At 59.9% G+C, this 15,693-nt stretch carries 15 protein-coding genes; 9 read left to right on the top strand and 6 right to left on the bottom strand.

The features are described from left to right. The first annotated feature begins 185 nt into the window (after nt 1-185). Entirely contained in the window at nt 186-2,087 is a 1,902-nt protein-coding gene (quiC, locus tag F8N62_RS10840) for a 3-dehydroshikimate dehydratase QuiC (RefSeq protein ID WP_150710959.1), read from the top strand. A 101-nt stretch (nt 2,088-2,188) separates the two neighbouring features. Continuing rightward, on the top strand, nt 2,189-2,866 hold the full coding sequence (locus F8N62_RS10835) for a TetR/AcrR family transcriptional regulator (protein WP_150710958.1): 678 nt from the start codon (nt 2,189-2,191) through the stop codon (nt 2,864-2,866). 41 nt (nt 2,867-2,907) lie between these two features. Here the strand turns inward: F8N62_RS10835 and F8N62_RS10830 are convergent, their stop codons facing one another. The 3 genes from F8N62_RS10830 to F8N62_RS10820 all read right to left on the bottom strand — a co-directional run bounded on the left by F8N62_RS10830 (nt 2,908) and on the right by F8N62_RS10820 (nt 5,292). After that, a complete protein-coding gene (locus F8N62_RS10830; RefSeq protein ID WP_150710957.1) occupies nt 2,908-3,762 on the bottom strand; it encodes a shikimate dehydrogenase in 855 nt (284 codons plus the stop codon). Nucleotides 3,763-3,767: 5 nt separating this feature from the next. Continuing rightward, complete coding sequence (aroQ, locus tag F8N62_RS10825; RefSeq protein WP_150710956.1) at nt 3,768-4,208, bottom strand: type II 3-dehydroquinate dehydratase; 441 nt, start codon at nt 4,206-4,208, stop codon at nt 3,768-3,770. Nucleotides 4,209-4,380: 172 nt separating this feature from the next. Continuing rightward, a complete protein-coding gene (locus tag F8N62_RS10820; RefSeq protein ID WP_150710955.1) occupies nt 4,381-5,292 on the bottom strand; it encodes a LysR family transcriptional regulator in 912 nt (303 codons plus the stop codon). Nucleotides 5,293-5,507: 215 nt separating this feature from the next. Here F8N62_RS10820 and F8N62_RS10815 point away from each other — a divergent pair, with 215 nt between their 5' ends. Together F8N62_RS10815 and F8N62_RS10810 are read left to right on the top strand one after the other, a co-directional pair. Beyond that, complete coding sequence (locus tag F8N62_RS10815) at nt 5,508-5,936, top strand: DUF4160 domain-containing protein (protein ID WP_150710954.1); 429 nt, start codon at nt 5,508-5,510, stop codon at nt 5,934-5,936. Next, a complete protein-coding gene (locus tag F8N62_RS10810) occupies nt 5,933-6,379 on the top strand; it encodes a DUF2442 domain-containing protein (RefSeq protein ID WP_150710953.1) in 447 nt (148 codons plus the stop codon). Before F8N62_RS10815 ends, F8N62_RS10810 begins: the two co-directional genes overlap by 4 nt. Before the next feature lie 54 nt (nt 6,380-6,433). Here the strand turns inward: F8N62_RS10810 and trmA are convergent, their stop codons facing one another. Further along, nucleotides 6,434-7,513: a tRNA (uridine(54)-C5)-methyltransferase TrmA gene (gene trmA / locus F8N62_RS10805; protein WP_150710952.1), complete on the bottom strand. Its 1,080-nt coding sequence runs from the start codon at nt 7,511-7,513 to the stop codon at nt 6,434-6,436. After that, nucleotides 7,510-8,805: an NCS2 family permease gene (locus F8N62_RS10800; RefSeq protein WP_150710951.1), complete on the bottom strand. Its 1,296-nt coding sequence runs from the start codon at nt 8,803-8,805 to the stop codon at nt 7,510-7,512. Before F8N62_RS10800 ends, trmA begins: the two co-directional genes overlap by 4 nt. 219 nt (nt 8,806-9,024) lie before the next feature. Between F8N62_RS10800 and F8N62_RS10795 the strand changes: the two genes are divergently transcribed. The 5 genes from F8N62_RS10795 (at nt 9,025) to F8N62_RS10775 (ending at nt 13,939) form a co-directional block, all read left to right on the top strand. Beyond that, a complete protein-coding gene (locus tag F8N62_RS10795) occupies nt 9,025-9,471 on the top strand; it encodes a DUF4879 domain-containing protein (RefSeq protein WP_150710950.1) in 447 nt (148 codons plus the stop codon). Between the two features lie 66 nt (nt 9,472-9,537). Beyond that, a complete protein-coding gene (locus F8N62_RS10790; protein ID WP_150710949.1) occupies nt 9,538-10,089 on the top strand; it encodes a DJ-1 family glyoxalase III in 552 nt (183 codons plus the stop codon). Nucleotides 10,090-10,221: 132 nt separating this feature from the next. Further along, the gene (locus tag F8N62_RS10785) at nt 10,222-10,755 is read left to right on the top strand and encodes a (2Fe-2S)-binding protein (RefSeq protein WP_150710948.1); all 534 of its coding nucleotides are present in this window, start codon (nt 10,222-10,224) and stop codon (nt 10,753-10,755) included. Beyond that, nucleotides 10,752-11,738, top strand: coding sequence for an FAD binding domain-containing protein (locus F8N62_RS10780; RefSeq protein WP_150710947.1), 987 nt, complete (start codon nt 10,752-10,754; stop codon nt 11,736-11,738). The genes F8N62_RS10785 and F8N62_RS10780 overlap by 4 nt, the downstream gene beginning before the upstream one ends. Further along, entirely contained in the window at nt 11,738-13,939 is a 2,202-nt protein-coding gene (locus F8N62_RS10775) for a xanthine dehydrogenase family protein molybdopterin-binding subunit (protein ID WP_150710946.1), read from the top strand. Before F8N62_RS10780 ends, F8N62_RS10775 begins: the two co-directional genes overlap by 1 nt. On the opposite strand, the gene F8N62_RS10770 is transcribed toward F8N62_RS10775, so the two are convergent. Next, nucleotides 13,936-15,174 (bottom strand): MFS transporter, encoded by a 1,239-nt coding sequence (locus tag F8N62_RS10770; RefSeq protein WP_150710945.1) that lies wholly within the window; start codon nt 15,172-15,174, stop codon nt 13,936-13,938. The genes F8N62_RS10775 and F8N62_RS10770 overlap by 4 nt on opposite strands. Nucleotides 15,175-15,693 lie beyond the last annotated feature (519 nt).

Below are 15,693 nucleotides of genomic sequence, written 5' to 3'. Positions count from 1 at the left end.
CTGGCCAAACGCGGCGCTCTTGAGTCCCTCGCGAGCAAGCTCGCTCCCGATGGTCTTAAGGATTACGCGTGTTTTCTGGCCAAACGCGGCGCTCTTGAGTCCCTCGCGAGCAAGCTCGCTCCTACATAAAGCGAAAGCGTAGCTATGCCCCTAACAAGACAGTCTCCACCACCGGGAGTCGAAACATGCAGCGTTCCATTGCCACCGTGTCCTTGAGCGGTACCCTGCCGGAAAAACTCGAAGCCATTGCCGCCGCCGGTTTTGACGGGGTGGAGATTTTCGAGAACGACCTTCTCTACTACGACGGTAGCCCACGGGAAGTTAAACAGATGTGCGCCGATCTCGGGATCGCCATCACACTGTTTCAACCGTTCCGGGATTTCGAGGGCTGCCGCCGCGACCGCCTGTCACGCAATCTGGAACGGGCCGAGCGCAAATTCGACCTGATGCAGGAACTGGGTACCGACCTGGTGCTGGTGTGCAGCAACGCTTCCGCCGATTGCCTCGGTGATGAACAGATCCTCGTCGACGACTTGCGCCTGCTCGCCGAACACGCCGGTGCGCGAGGCCTGCGGATCGGTTACGAAGCATTGGCCTGGGGCCGGCATGTAAACACTTGGCAACAGGTGTGGAACATCGTTCGTCAGGCGGATCATCCGAGTCTGGGCGTGTTGCTGGACAGTTTTCACACGCTGTCGCTCAAGGGTGATCCGGCGGGCATTGCCGAGATTCCCGGCGACAAGATTTTCTTCGTGCAAATGGCCGACGCGCCGATTCTGGCCATGGATGTGCTGGAATGGAGCCGGCATTTCCGCTGCTTCCCCGGCCAGGGCGAATTCGACCTGCCGGGTTTTCTCGCGCCGATCATCAAGAGTGGCTACACCGGGCCCTTGTCACTGGAGATTTTCAACGACGGCTTCCGCGCTGCGCCGCCTCGGGCCAACGCCGCCGACGGTTTGCGTTCGTTGCTGTATCTGGAAGAGAAAACTCGCGAGCGGCTGGCCCAGGAAGCCGCACCAGCGGCCACGCCGGAGATCCTGTTTCAGACCCCCAAGGCCAGCGAATACAACGGCATCGAGTTTCTCGAGTTCGCCGTGGACGAAAGCCTCGGCGCCAAGCTCTGCCATTGGCTTGAGCGGATGGGTTTTGTCAAAGCCGGTCAACATCGCTCCAAAAGCGTGAGCCTGATGCGCCAGGGCGACATCAACCTGATCCTCAACTCCGAACCTTACTCGTTTGCCCACAGTTTTTTCGAGGCTCATGGTCCTTCGCTGTGCGCCACTGCGGTGCGGGTCAAGGACAGCGCCAGCGCGCTGGCCCGGGCCGTGGCTTACAAAGGTCAGCCGTATCGCGGACTGGTCGGCCCCAACGAATTGGAACTGGCCGCAGTGCGTGCGCCGGACGGCAGCCTGATTTATCTGGTGGACCAGCACGCCGACGTCTATGGCACCGATTTCAATCTGCAACCAACGGCCACGGCCAGTGGCGGTCTCAAGCGCATCGACCACATGGCAATGGCGTTACCGGCCGACAGCCTCGACAGTTGGGTGCTGTTCTATAAGAGCCTGCTGGATTTCGAGGCCGATGACGAAGTGGTGCTGCCCGATCCGTACGGGTTGGTGAAGAGTCGAGCGCTGCGCAGCCGCGACAGTTCGATTCGCTTGCCGCTGAACATTTCCGAGAACCGCAACACCGCGATCTCACACGCGCTGTCGAGTTATCGCGGCTCCGGCGTGCATCATATCGCGTTTGATTGCGACGAAATCTTCACCGAGGTCAGTCGGGCCAAGGACGCGGGTGTGCCGCTGCTGGACATCCCGCTCAATTACTATGACGACCTGGCGGCGCGATTCGATTTCGACGATGAGTTCCTCAGCGAGCTGGCGTATTACAACGTGCTGTACGACCGTGATGCCCAAGGCGGTGAGTTGTTTCACGTGTACACCGAGCCGTTCGAAGGGCGGTTCTTCTTTGAAATCATCCAGCGCAAGAACGGCTATGCCGGTTATGGTGCGGCCAACGTGGCGGTGAGGCTGGCGGCCATGGCCAAATCCCGCAGCGGCGCCACCCGTCAGGCGAAGTTGTAGGAATTTCGTAAGCGTGAGGTTAAACCGGCGCCGCGCGGCTTCCTTCGCTGGACAGTGCGGCTCATAATCGCCCGCCTGTGCATGATGGCCGTGAGCCCGCAATGACAATGATCCCAGAACTCTCCGCAGCGCCCGACGAGCCCATGGCCGAGCCTCGCAAGAGTCGCAAAAACAACCCGGAAAAAACCCGCGAGAATATTCTTCAAGAAGCCATTGTCGAGTTCGTCCAGCAGGGTCTTTCCGGCGCTCGCGTCGATGCGATCGCCGAGCGCATTCACACCTCCAAACGCATGATCTATTACTACTTCGGCAGTAAGGAACAGCTCTATATCGAGGTGCTGGAGAAACTCTACGGCGACATTCGCAACACCGAAAATCGTCTGCACCTGGCTGAGCTGGCACCGGTGGACGCGATTCGGCGGCTCGTGGAGTTCACTTTCGATCACCATGATCGCAATGTCGATTTCGTGCGCATCGTCAGTATCGAGAACATTCACAACGCGGAATACGTGAAGCGCTCCGATGCGATCAAGGCGATGAACAACACCATTCTTGATTCACTGGGCGTGATTTTGCAGCGCGGGGTCGAAGAGGGGGTTTTTCGGGCGGGCCTCGATCCGCTGGATGTGCATCTACTGATCAGTTCCTTCTGCTTCTATCGCGTCTCGAACCGCCATACGTTTGGTGAGATTTTTCAGATCGACTTGCCGGACGAAAGCATCAAACAGCGTCATCGGGAGATGATTTGCGAGTCGGTGTTGCGCTACTTGCAGGCCTGAACTGTGGCGAGGGAGCTTGCTCCCTCGCCACAAAAGAAGCTTCAACCCTTCATGCTTTGAAAATGCGCGAGCATTCGCTGCGCATCCGGTACCACGCCGCTGAACAGTTCAAACGCTTTCACCGCCTGAAACACCGCCATGTTGCCGCCATCCAGCGTCCGGCAACCCAAGGCGCGGGCGTTGCGCAGCAGTTCAGTTTCGAGAGGGAAATAAACAATCTCCGCGACCCACAATTGCGCCCGCAGTAGCTCTGCCGGCACCGGCATCCCAGGCAGCTTTTTCATGCCCATGGGCGTCGTGTTGACCAGGCCGTCAGCCTCGGCCATTGCGCTCGGCAAATTATGGCCCGCCACTGCGCGACCGGCGCCGAAATGCTGATTGAGGTTGTCGGCCAGGCTCTGGGCCCGGCGGGTTTCCACATCGAAAATGCTCAGTTGCTCTACGCCTTCGCTCAACAGTGCGTGGGCCACTGCCGCACCGGCACCCCCGGCGCCCATCTGGACTACACGTTTAACGGCAACGCCTTGCAAGCCACGGCGAAAACCTTCGGCAAAACCCAGGCAATCCGTGTTGTGGCCGATGCGTTTGCCGTCCTTCCACACCACGGTATTAACCGCGCCGATGCCCCGGGCTTCCGGGGACAATTCGTCGAGCAGAGGGATGATCGCCTGCTTGCAAGGAAAGGTAATGTTCAGGCCGGTGAAGTTCATCTGCTCGGCGGCCTTGAGCAGGTCGGGGAGGGCGGTGCTGTCGAGTTTCAACGCGTCGAGATCGATCAGGCGGTAGAGGTAACGCAAACCCTGGGCATCGCCCTCATGTTCATGCAGCGCGGGTGTGCGAGAAGCCTGAATGCCGGCGCCGATAAGGCCGGCCAGTACCGTGTTCTTCTGAGTCACGACGTTCACCCTCTCAATTGCAGGCTGAAATGCTCCAGCGCCAGTCGATAACCGTGGCTGCCGAAACCGGCCATCACCGCCGTGGCGATGGCTGAAACGAAGGAGTGGTGGCGGAATGGCTCGCGAGCATGGACGTTGGACAGGTGGACTTCGATCACCGGCAGTTCGCTGGCGACCAGGGCGTCGCGAATGGCGACCGAGGTGTGGGTCCAGGCGGCCGGATTGATGACGATACCGGCACAACGGCCGCGAGCGGCGTGAATCCAGTCAAGCAATTCGCCTTCGTGGTTGGTCTGGCGAAATTCGACGGCGAGGCCGAACTCTTCGGCAGCACGTGCGCACAGCACTGAAATATCCGCCAGGGTTTCGTGGCCATATGTCGCCGGTTCACGGGTGCCAAGCAAGTTGAGGTTCGGGCCGTTGAGCACCAGAACGATAGGGTTCATCAGGGTCTCTCCACTTATTATTTTTGGCATTGGCTGGTGAATCAGCCTGTGGAGTTAAATTGTACCAGCTGGTTAATTTGGTCAATTGAAGAGGCGCCGTGTTGGGGTTTTGTGTGCGGTGATCGGACGATTTTAACGATCGCAGCCTGCAGTTCCTACGAAGCGGCGATCTTTAACGTGGGAGATGCTCAACCAGAAAATCAATGAACGCCCTGACCCGCAGCGGCATGTGGCGGGTTTGCGGGTAGAGCAAGGTGAACGGCCGTGAACGTCCGCCACAGGTTTTGAGCACTTCCACCAGCGATCCCTCCGCCAGTTCTTTCTCGACGATGAACCGATAGGTCTGGAACAGCCCGGCCCCGTGTTTAGCTAGCGTGACGCCCCCCAGCACATCGTCGGAACAACTGAAATTGCCCTCGGCGAGAATCTCGCGCTGCTCGCCATCGTCATTGAACAGCCAGGCGATCCGCCGACCGCTGCTGGGCAACTCGTACTGAATGCACTCGTGTTGCTTGAGGTCGTCCAGGGTTTGCAGCGGTCCCGCGCGTTTCAGGTATTCGGGGCTGGCGATCAACACCAGCGCAGCATCCTCAAGCTGCCGGGCGATCAATCCGGAATCCGGAATCGCCCGCACGCGAATGGCCATGTCATAGCCCTCACCCACAAAATCGATGTTGCGATTGCTGATGTGCGACTCGACTTTGACCTGTGGAAAGCGCTCCCGAAAAGCGGGGAGCAACGGCAGGATCCGGTGGTGTGCATAGGTAGTAGGAATACTGATGCGCAACGTGCCGGAAGGCTCCTGTTGCTGGCCCATGACTTCGCGCTGGGCCTCGATCAACTGTGCCAGCGCCTGACGGCATTCTTCGTAATAGCGGCGACCGCTGTCGGTGAGTTTTACGCTGCGGGTGGTACGCGCGAACAACCGCACGCCCAAGCGTTCCTCCATGCGCGACACGGAACGGCTTACCGCAGCGGGCGTCACCCCGGCCACCAGCGCAGCGGCGGTGAAACTGCCTGCTTCTGCGGCGTGGCAAAACAGCTCGATGCTGCCGAGCTGAAGATCGTCGAATTGTCGCTGCATGATTGATTACACCGGGGATCAAATGATGTGCCTGACGCAGTGTTTATCAAATTTGCGAAAGGATTGCTTACCATTTTTGCCCCTGATCGGCGCGCTCGGGAGGGTTTGTGACGCTAGTCTGAAATTCGGGTGACAGTGTTTATGTCTGCACCAGTTATCGGATTGTTCAGGGAATGACGAGTCTTCGGATGGATTAACCTAACGGATGGGTTAGCATGAAATTGTTCAGCTACAAGGGGCTTGCGATGGTGATCATGTTGGGCGACGAACACTGTCCGCCACACGCTCATGTGGACGCCGGGGCCTGGAGTGCGCGCTTCAAATTCAGCTTCTGGCACAACAGGGTTGAGTTGTGGGATGTGGTTCCTCATTCAAACCGGCCAACCATGGCAGTGCTGGAAGGATTACGTCACGCACTCAGGCAACCCGCCCATTTGCGTCGCGCGCGGACAATCTGGTGGGAAAAGCTGCATACGGTCTGTCTTGATCATCAGATATGGGACTGGCAAACCAGCGAAGTCGTGGTGATGAAACGAATTGCCAGTACCACCAACATGATTTATTCGGCTTGCTACGAGCCAAGGACAAACAAGACCCTGCTGGCGCTGATGGGCGTTCTGGAGGGCGTGGAGATCAAATTATGATAACGATAGAGGCAGGAACGGGGGTGGATCGGCCTGTGACCGAGGCCTCGCTGGATGAAGCCATCCGGCGTGGGCAAGTGCGCCACAAAAGCAGTTTGCAGGTGACCGCGGTGGCCTTTCTGGACCCGTGCCTGGCCGTGAGTTTCATTGATGGCAGCGGCGTGCTGCTGCCCGTGCAGCATTATCCGGAATTCGATGATTTCGATGCCGAGGATTTCGCCGAGCTGAAAGTCGGCTTTTCCGGGACTGCCCTGTGCCACGAGGGCAGGGATTTGCAGGTGTCTATCGCCGGGATGATTTCGGCGAGCAAACCGCTGATGGACATGGCCGCCTCGGTGATCGCGGCGCGCAATGGCCGCCAAAGCAGCGCTGCCAAAGCCGAAGCCGCGCGGGCCAATGGTCGCAAGGGTGGGCGCCCGCGCAAGCCCGATGTGACCGTTTGAGCGCACACAAAAAAGCCGTCGAATTGACGGCTGTTTTGCAGGGGGTGGCGCCCATTAACGACGTGTCAGCAACACCCCGGACTCCATATGATGAGTCCACGGAAACTGATCAAACATCGCACAGCGCGTAATGCGGTGCGTGTCGTGCAACTGGGCGATGTTGGCTGCCAACGTTTCCGGGTTGCAGGAAATATACAGAATGTTGTCGAAACGCCGGGTCAGCTCGCAGGTGTCTGGGTCCATGCCGGCGCGAGGCGGGTCGACGAAAACGCTACCGAACGCGTAGCTCTTGAGATCGATGCCGTGCAAACGCCGGAACGGGCGCACTTCGTTCAGCGCTTCGGTCAGCTCTTCGGCCGACAATCGCACCAGCGTGACGTTATCCACCGCGTTCTCGCTGAGGTTGCTCAGCGCTGCGTTGACCGAGGTTTTGCTGATTTCGGTGGCCAGCACTTTGCGCACGCGGGTCGCCAGCGGCAGGGTGAAATTGCCGTTGCCGCAATACAGCTCCAGCAAATCGTCCGGGCGGACGCCGAGGGCGTCGTAGGCCCAGTTCAGCATTTTCTGATTCACGGTGCCGTTGGGCTGAGTGAACGCGCCTTCCGGCTGGCGATAGCTGAACGTGCGGCCGCCGACTTGCAGTTTTTCGACCACGTAATCATGGCCGATCACTTCGCGTTTGCCCTTCGAGCGACCGATCACGCTGACGTTCAGGTCGGCGGCCAGTTTCGATGCCGCCGCGTGCCAGTGTTCGTCCAGCGGACGGTGATAGCACAGCGTGATCATCGCATCGCCGGCCAGGGTGGTCAGAAACTCCACCTGAAACAGCTTGTGGCTCAGGGCCGCGCTGGCTTGCCACGCCGCTTTCAATTGCGGCATCAGCTCATTGATGCGCAGGCTGGCAATCGGGAATTCTTCAATCAGGATCGGCGTGCGTTTGTCGTCCTGGGAAAACATTGCGTAGTGGCGCTCGCCGGCTTCGCGCCACAGGCGAAATTCGGCACGCAGGCGGAAGTTTTTCAGCGGCGAGTCAAATACCGTCGGTTCCGGCGCGTCGAATGGCGCCAGCAGGTCACGCAGACGCGAGGCCTTTTTTTCGAGCTGGAGAGTGTAAGCCTGGGAATCAAAAGTCATGCGTTGAACCAACCCAACTTGATCACGAACAGAATCGACAGAATCACCAGCGCCGGGTTCAGCTCGCGGCCGCGGCCGGACAACAGTTTGATTGCGGTCCAGGAAATGAAACCGAAGGCGATGCCGTTGGCGATGGAATAAGTGAACGGCATGGCCAGCGCAGTGATCACCACCGGTGCGGCAACCGTGATGTCGTCCCAGTCTATTTCGGCCAGGCCGGAAGTCATCAATACGGCGACGAACAGCAGCGCAGGCGCGGTGGCGAATGCCGGAACGCTGGCGGCCAGTGGCGAGAAGAACAACGCCAGCAGGAACAGGATGGCGACCACGACGGCCGTCAGACCGGTGCGGCCACCGGCGCTGACGCCGGCTGCGGATTCAATGTAGCTGGTGGTGGTGGAAGTACCCAGCAGTGAACCGGCCATGGCGGCGGTGCTGTCCGCGATCAGGGCGCGGCCCATTTTCGGCATGTGACCGTCCTTGCCCATCAGGCCGGCGCGTTTGGCGACGCCGATCAGCGTGCCGGAGTTGTCGAACAGGTCAACGAACAGGAAAGCGAAAATCACGCTCACCAGACCGATGTCCAATGCGCCTTTGATGTCCAGTTGCAGGAACGTCGGCGCCAACGATGGCGGCATCGACATCACGCCGCCGAACGGGGTGAAGCCGAGGGCAATCGACGCAATGGTCACGACCAGAATCCCGATCAGGACCGCACCGCGGACGGCCAGCGCTTCGAGGGCGACGATCAGGGCAAAACCCAGGGTCGCCAGAATCGGTGCCGGTTGTTTCAAGTCACCGAGGCCGACCATGGTCGCCGGGTTACTGACCACGATGCCGGCGTTGTGCAGGGCGATCAGCGCAAGAAACAGGCCGATCCCGGCGGCAATCGCCGAGCGCAGCGGCAGCGGGATGCTGTTGATGATCCATTCCCGGATGCGGAATATCGACAGCAGGAAGAACAGCACCGCCGAGATGAACACCGCACCCAGTGCCACTTGCCACGTATGACCCATGTGCAGGACGACGGTGTAAGTGAAGAAGGCGTTCAGGCCCATGCCCGGTGCGAGGGCGATCGGGTAGTTGGCGATCAGTCCCATCACCGTCGAGCCGATGGCGGCAGCCAGGCAGGTCGCGACAAACACCGCGCCCTTGTCCATGCCAGTCTCGCCGAGGATGCTCGGGTTGACGAACAGAATGTAGGCCATGGCCAGGAAGGTCGTGACGCCCGCAAGAATCTCGGTCCGCACGTTGGTGTTGTGTGCCTTGAGTTGAAACAGCCTTTCCAGCATGTCTGCTCCCCGTGGCGCGCCCGGCGCCGTGAATGTATCGACCTCAACAGCAAAGCACAGACCGCTGCAGGCGCCTGGTAATTTTCTGTGGGTCGGAAAAAGCCGCGCATCATACCAGTAGCGTGGGTCTGTGGCTGCTTATGGCTGCGATCGTCGTCGATGTTTTGCGTTAAAGCCAAGTGCGCCATACTGCGCGCTGGTTTTGGGGCGGGGTGTTGCATGAAAAAGCGTCTGTTTAGCGTATTTGGAATAATGATCGCCTTGCTACTGGGCGCGCCAACAGCCTCGGCGGCTGCGGCTGCGCCGTTGAGCCAGGTCAAGGTGCTCAAGGTCGAGTCACCGGCCTGTGGATTTGAAGACATTGGTGAAGGGCAGGCGAAGACGCGCTGCGATCACCGTGGGCCGAACATCAAAGTCTATGTGCTGGAGGTCGGCTACGGTCGCTCGGCGCATGTCGGGCTGGACGGTTTCGACGTGAACGGTACCAAGACCCCGGTCTGCGCCTTCGATAATGGCAATCTCACCGAATGCAGCGCCGGCAGGAAAACGGTCGGCTTTGTGTATGTGTTCGATCTGGCCGGCAAGCAGGAGGGCACGTTCACCTTCAGCAACACGTCGATCAATGCGCCGGGCAATACGATGTCAACGCAGCTTTACATCAAGTAACGGCCGGCTCGAACAAGGGTCTGGAAAGCTGTCTACGCTTTAAAGATTATCTTGCGGACTGTGCCCATGACCTTTAGAGCCCTGATTACCCTCGCCGAGGGCATCGATGACCTGCAATCAGTGACGCTGATCGATGTGCTGCGCCGCGCCAAGGTTGAAGTGGTGGTGGCCAGCATCGAGGGACGCCGCATGCTCACCTGTGCCCGCGGCACGCGGGTGACGACTGACGCGATGTTGGTGGATTTACTGGCCCAGCCCTTCGATCTGATCGCACTGCCCGGCGGCGCCGTCGGCGCGCAACATCTGGCCGCCCATCAACCCTTGCAACAATTGCTCAAGGATCAGGCCGCGGCCGGTCGCCTGTTCGCCGCCATCGCCGAGGCCCCGGCGGTAGCTCTGCAAACCTTTGGCGTGCTGCGTCAGCGACGGATGACGTGCCTCCCCTCGGCCAGTCATCAACTGTCAGGCTGCACTTTTGTCGACCAACCGGTGGTGGTCGACGGCAACTGCATCACCGCGCAAGGGTCGGGAGGCGCGCTGGAGTTTGCGCTGACGCTGGTGGAGCAACTGTGCGGTAAAGCTGCGCGAGCGGCAGTCGCGGGAGAGTTGGTGGTTTAGCGTGGTGGCGAAGTAGAAAGGTCCTTCGCCACAGATCAATCTTCTTGAACACTCAAACACCCCCGAAGTCGTACCCCTTATGACGGCGGTTCGTCAAAACGCCGCGAATGTACGACCAACCGTGAGGTGTTTATGAACGCGACCCTTTCCGAGGCGGCGCAGCCGTCCTTCGTTCGTCACCCGATCCACCTGACGCTCAATGGCCAGGACCGACAATTGGAGGTCCTGCCCTGGACCACATTGCTGGATCTGTTGCGTGAGCAACTTGACCTGATCGGTACGAAAAAAGGCTGTGACCACGGTCAGTGCGGCGCATGCACGGTGTTGCTGAATGGCAAGCGGGTCAACGCCTGCCTCACACTGGCGGTGATGTGCGATGGTGCCGAGCTGACCACGGTTGAAGGTTTGGCCAGCGGCGACGAATTGCACCCGATGCAGCAAGCCTTCATCAAACACGACGCCTTCCAGTGCGGCTATTGCACGCCGGGGCAGATTTGTTCCGCGATAGGTCTGGTCAACGAAGGACGGGCGCAGACCAGCGCAGAGATCAAAGAACTGATGAGCGGCAATCTTTGCCGTTGCGGCGCTTACAGCAATATTCGTGACGCCATCGAAGAAGCCCTTCCTGCCTGCCGTGAACGCCACGGGCAAGGAGGTGGCCAATGAATCCTTTCCATTACACCAAGCCCGATTCCGTACAGGACGCCGTCCATCTCGCGGGCCCGGCATCGCGCTTCATTGCCGGCGGTACGAACCTGCTGGATCTGATGAAGGAAAACATTACCCGCCCGCAACACTTGATCGACATCACCGGGCTGCCGTTGCGTGAAGTCACCGAGACGGCCAGCGGCGGGTTGATGATCGGTGCGCTGGTCAGCAATGCGGATCTGGCCTGGCATCCACTGATCGAACAGCGCTATCCGTTATTGTCCCAAGCGATTCTGGCCGGTGCTTCGCCGCAGCTGCGCAACATGGCCAGCACGGGCGGCAATCTGCTGCAACGCACGCGCTGCTACTACTTCTATGACGCCGGCGTGCCGTGCAATAAACGCGAGCCCGGCAGTGGTTGTCCGGCGCGCGAGGGACTGAACCGGATCCACGCGATCCTCGGGGCGAGTGCGCAGTGCGTCGCCACGCATCCATCCGACATGTGCGTTGCATTGGCAGCGCTCGAAGCGGTAGTCCATGTGCAGGGTCGCGAAGGCGCGCGAACCATTGAATTTGCCGATTTCCATCGTTTACCGGGCGATGCGCCTGAGCGCGACAACCAATTGGCTGACGATGAACTGATCACCGCTGTTGAATTGCCCGCCGCCGGCTTTAGCGCTCACAGTCATTACCTGAAGATTCGCGACCGCGCCTCCTATGCGTTTGCCTTGGTCTCCGTGGCGGCGGCACTTGATATGAATGGGCCGATTATCGGTGAGGCGCGTCTTGCGCTCGGTGGTGTTGCGCACAAACCCTGGCGCGACAAGGGCGTCGAAGCCTGGCTGGCGGGCAAACCGGCCAGCCTTGAGACTTTCAGCGCGGCGGCCGATGCCTTGCTCAAAGACGCCAAACCGCTCGAACACAACGCTTTTAAAGTGCAATTGGCGCATCGAGCCATCATTCGTGCGCTGAGCGATGCCGCGCAGGGAGGGCACGCCTGATGAACACATTGACCAAACCCATGGGTCAACCCGTTGATCGGGTCGACGGCCATCTCAAAGTGACCGGCCAGGCCCGTTATGCCGGGGAATTTCCCGAAGAAGGCTTGCTGCATGGCAGCGTCGTCTCCAGCACTATCGCCCGCGGGCGGGTGATCAACATTGATGCTTCGAAGGCATTGGCGCTGCCGGGAGTGATTGCCGTTATCGATCACAGCAACCGCCCGCCGGTCGCCAGCTATGACAAAGACTACGAAGATGCAGACTCGGCAGACGGCTCGCCTTTTCGTCCGTTGTACAACGACCGCGTCCTTTACAGCGGACAACCACTGGCGCTGGTCGTCGCCGACAACCTTGAACTGGCGCGTCATGCAGGTTCGTTGATCACAATCGAATACGAAGCGGAGCGTCATCAGACCGATCTGGCAGTCCTGCAGGATGAAGCACATCCGGCCCCCGCTGAACTGCCCAAACCTCGTGGGAATTTTCAGGCCGAGTTCGCCGGCGCGGCCCTCAGCCTGGACCTGAACTACAGCACCCCCATCGAGCACCACAACCCGATGGAACCGCACGCCAGCACAGTGCTGTATCAGGCCGATGGCAGCCTGCACATCCATGACAAGACCCAAGGCCCGCAGAACTGCCAGTCTTACGTGCAGAAGGTCTTCGGGCTTGAGGAAGAACAGGTCAGAATTTTCGCCGCCTATGTGGGCGGTGCCTTCGGCTCGGGTTTGCGTCCGCAGTATCAACTGCCGCTGGCGGTGATGGCGGCGCTGCACCTCAAGCGTTCGGTTCGGGTGACGCTGACGCGCCAGCAGATGTTCACCTTCGGCTATCGCCCGCGCACCTTGCAGCGTCTGCAATTGGGCGCGGCAGCCAATGGGCGCTTGCTCGCGGTCGCTCACACCGCCATCGGTCAAACGTCGCGTTTCGAGGATTTCACCGAACACGTGGTGGAGTGGAGCGGCATGCTTTATCACTGCGACAACGTGCAATTGACCTACAAGCTGGTTCCGCTCGACGTGTTCACTCCGCTGGACATGCGCGCGCCGGGCGCGGCGCTTGGGTTGATCGGGCTGGAGTGCGCGATGGACGAACTGGCCTGCGCGCTGGCCATCGATCCGGTGCAACTGCGCCTGGTCAACTACAGCGAGCGCAATCAAAACGAAGACAAGGCTTATTCCAGCAAAGAACTGCGCGAATGCTACGCCCAGGGCGCCAAGCGTTTTGGCTGGGATCAGCGCACTCCCGAGCCGCGCAGCATGCGCCAGGGCCGGCAGTTGGTGGGGTGGGGCATGGCCGGCGGCGTGTGGGAGGCGATGCAACAGAAAGCCAGTGCCAAGGCGTCGCTCGATCACCACGGCAAACTGACGGTCAGTAGCGCGACCACCGACATCGGCACCGGAACCTACACCGTGATGACGCAAATTGCGGCGCAGGCGTCAGGCGTTTCCTTGAAGGATGTCACCTTCGTCCTAGGCGACTCCTCGTTACCGACCGCGCCGTTGCAGGGCGGATCGTTCACGGTGTCTTCTGTTGGCACTGCGGTGCAGCAAGCCTGTGAAGCGCTGCAGGAGAAACTGCTCGCGGTCGCGCGGCAAACCTTTCCTGCCTTCAGCGGTGTGACGGCGCAGCAAGCTGTTTTCGAAGACGGCCAGCTGTTATTGGGTGATGAGCGCATCTCATTCGCCGATCTGGCCCGCGCCAGTGGTGACGAAGCGATTGAAGTTCAAGTGGACGCCGAACCGGACAAAAAGCGTGAGGCCTACGCTACCGCAACGCATTCGGCGGTGTTCGTCGAGGTGCTGGTAGACGAAGCGTTGGGAACGGTGAAGGTCAGTCGAGTGGTCAGTGCGATTGCGGCGGGGCGAGTGGTCAATCCGAAGATGGCTCGCAGCCAGATACTCGGCGGCGTGGTGTGGGGCATCGGCATGGCGCTGCATGAGGAGACGCAGACCGACCATGCGCTGGGGCGGCACATGAACCACAGTCTGGCCGAGTACCACATTCCGGTAAACGCCGATATCGGCGACATTGATGTGCTGTTTGTCGAAGAACACGACGAGATCGTCAATGCCCTTGGCTCCAAGGGCGTCGGTGAAATCGGCATCGTCGGGGTCGCGGCGGCGGTCGCCAATGCGATCTACCACGCCACCGGAAAACGGGTGCGGGATTTCCCCATCACCCTCGACAAGCTGCTTTAGGCTTTGGCTTCTTCCGCCGGCACGTGCATGCGGTCTCGATTGGCCAGGGTCGGGAACAGTTTGATCCAGACCCCGGTCACCACCAGCGTGCCGATACCGCCCATGACCACGGCCGGCACGGTGCCAAACCAGTGCGCGGTGACGCCGGATTCGAACTCGCCCAACTGGTTTGACGCGCCGATAAACAGGCCGTTCACGGCGCTGACCCGGCCGCGCATTTCGTCCGGGGTTTCCAGTTGCACAAAGGACGCACGGATCACCATGCTGATCATGTCAGCCGCGCCCAGCACCACCAGCACCGCGAGCGAGAACCAGAACGACGTCGACAGGCCAAACGCGATGGTCGCGACGCCGAATACGCCGACTGCGGTGAACATCACTCTACCGACTTTTCGATCCACGGAGAAACGCGCCAGCCACAGCGACATTAATAACGCGCCTCCAGCCGGGGCCGATCGCAGCAAGCCCAGGCCCCAGGCGCCGGTCAGCAGAATGTCCTTGGCGAACACCGGCAGCAGCGCCGTTGCGCCTCCGAGCAAAACAGCGAACAAATCCAGAGAAATAGCCCCGAGAATATCCGGTCGACTGCGAATGAAACGGATGCCCGCCAGCAGCGAATCCAGGGTCGCCTTACCTTTATTCAACGGCGTTTGCCGGGCGGGGAGGTTGAGCATCAACAGGCAGGCGATCACGTAAAGGATCACCGTCGGCCCGTACACCCACACGCTGCCGAAGGCATACAGCAAACCCCCGAGCGCCGGGGCAACGATGGTTGCCGATTGTTGCGCAGACTGGGCGGCGGCGACGGCGCGGGGGAACAGGGCGGCGGGCACAATACTCGGCAGCAGCGCCTGGGTGGTCGGCATCTCGAAGGACCGGGCGGCGCCGAGCAGGAACGCCAGAATGAAGATCATCTCTCGCGTGACATTACCAGTGGCACCGCCGATGGCCAGGGTCAGGGCAATCAATGCTTGCAACGACTGACAAATCGCCGCGACCTTGCGCCGGTCATAGCGGTCTGCCACATGCCCGGTGTGCAACATGAACAACACGCGCGGGGCAAATTCCACCAAGCCCACCAGACCCAGATCCAACACGTTGCCGGTCAGTTGATAGAGGTTCCAGCCAATAGCGACGGTGAGCATCTGAAAGCCACTGGCGGTAAACACCCGAGCCAGCCAGAACGCGATGAAAGGGCGGTGATGACGTAACAGCAAAGGCGCTTGGCTGGGCATCTGAGGCGGATCTTGAGCGAGGGGAAGCTCGAGATTATCACCAACCTGTAACCAGAAGTTGCGGCGGTCGGAAATTTAGTTAGCTAAACACCGATCTCGAAAACATGGATATCCCCCTGTGAGAGGACCTGTGGTGAGGGGATTTATCCCCGTTGGGCTGCGAAGCGGCCCCAAAACCAGCAGTTAGGTGGGATCAGCTCCACCGCAGGGGCTTTTTTACGACTGCTGCGCAGCCGAACGGGGATAAATCCCCTCGCCACATGAATCTGTAACGGGGTATGACTACACCTGTGAGGCAACCTGTCACGCGGCAAAAGACCACACCGTCCATCGTCAAAAAGCGGACTACTCTTTTACCCATGCTTGATCCAGATCAATACCCTTGTGGAATTGATCCGGCGGCCACAGGGCCAGACTCCCTACGTTGTGATGATTGTAAAAAAAGAACGAATTCAAATTCGCCACACTCCATATCCGTGGGGGCAGTGGATGCAGGCCACAAGCCTACAGCCGGAATTA

It is taken from the genome of Pseudomonas fluorescens, assembly GCF_902497785.1.
Classification (GTDB): Bacteria; Pseudomonadota; Gammaproteobacteria; order Pseudomonadales; family Pseudomonadaceae; genus Aquipseudomonas; species Aquipseudomonas fluorescens_BO.
The sequence above is the reverse complement of the archived record's forward strand: the minus strand, read 5'-3'. Positions and strand labels throughout refer to the sequence as shown.

Excerpts from the sequence above, each read along its gene's own strand:
- F8N62_RS10775 (WP_150710946.1), top strand. The coding sequence starts at position 11,738 with ATGAACACATTGACCAAACCCATGGGTCAACCCGTTGATCGGGTCGAC.
- F8N62_RS10795 (WP_150710950.1), top strand. The coding sequence starts at position 9,025 with ATGAAAAAGCGTCTGTTTAGCGTATTTGGAATAATGATCGCCTTGCTA.
- F8N62_RS10785 (WP_150710948.1), top strand. The coding sequence starts at position 10,222 with ATGAACGCGACCCTTTCCGAGGCGGCGCAGCCGTCCTTCGTTCGTCAC.
- F8N62_RS10780 (WP_150710947.1), top strand. The coding sequence starts at position 10,752 with ATGAATCCTTTCCATTACACCAAGCCCGATTCCGTACAGGACGCCGTC.
- aroQ (WP_150710956.1), bottom strand. The coding sequence starts at position 4,208 with ATGAACCCTATCGTTCTGGTGCTCAACGGCCCGAACCTCAACTTGCTT.
- quiC (WP_150710959.1), top strand. The coding sequence starts at position 186 with ATGCAGCGTTCCATTGCCACCGTGTCCTTGAGCGGTACCCTGCCGGAA.
- F8N62_RS10820 (WP_150710955.1), bottom strand. The coding sequence starts at position 5,292 with ATGCAGCGACAATTCGACGATCTTCAGCTCGGCAGCATCGAGCTGTTT.
- trmA (WP_150710952.1), bottom strand. The coding sequence starts at position 7,513 with ATGACTTTTGATTCCCAGGCTTACACTCTCCAGCTCGAAAAAAAGGCC.
- F8N62_RS10770 (WP_150710945.1), bottom strand. The coding sequence starts at position 15,174 with ATGCCCAGCCAAGCGCCTTTGCTGTTACGTCATCACCGCCCTTTCATC.
- F8N62_RS10835 (WP_150710958.1), top strand. The coding sequence starts at position 2,189 with ATGACAATGATCCCAGAACTCTCCGCAGCGCCCGACGAGCCCATGGCC.
- F8N62_RS10810 (WP_150710953.1), top strand. The coding sequence starts at position 5,933 with ATGATAACGATAGAGGCAGGAACGGGGGTGGATCGGCCTGTGACCGAG.
- F8N62_RS10800 (WP_150710951.1), bottom strand. The coding sequence starts at position 8,805 with ATGCTGGAAAGGCTGTTTCAACTCAAGGCACACAACACCAACGTGCGG.
- F8N62_RS10790 (WP_150710949.1), top strand. The coding sequence starts at position 9,538 with ATGACCTTTAGAGCCCTGATTACCCTCGCCGAGGGCATCGATGACCTG.
- F8N62_RS10815 (WP_150710954.1), top strand. The coding sequence starts at position 5,508 with ATGAAATTGTTCAGCTACAAGGGGCTTGCGATGGTGATCATGTTGGGC.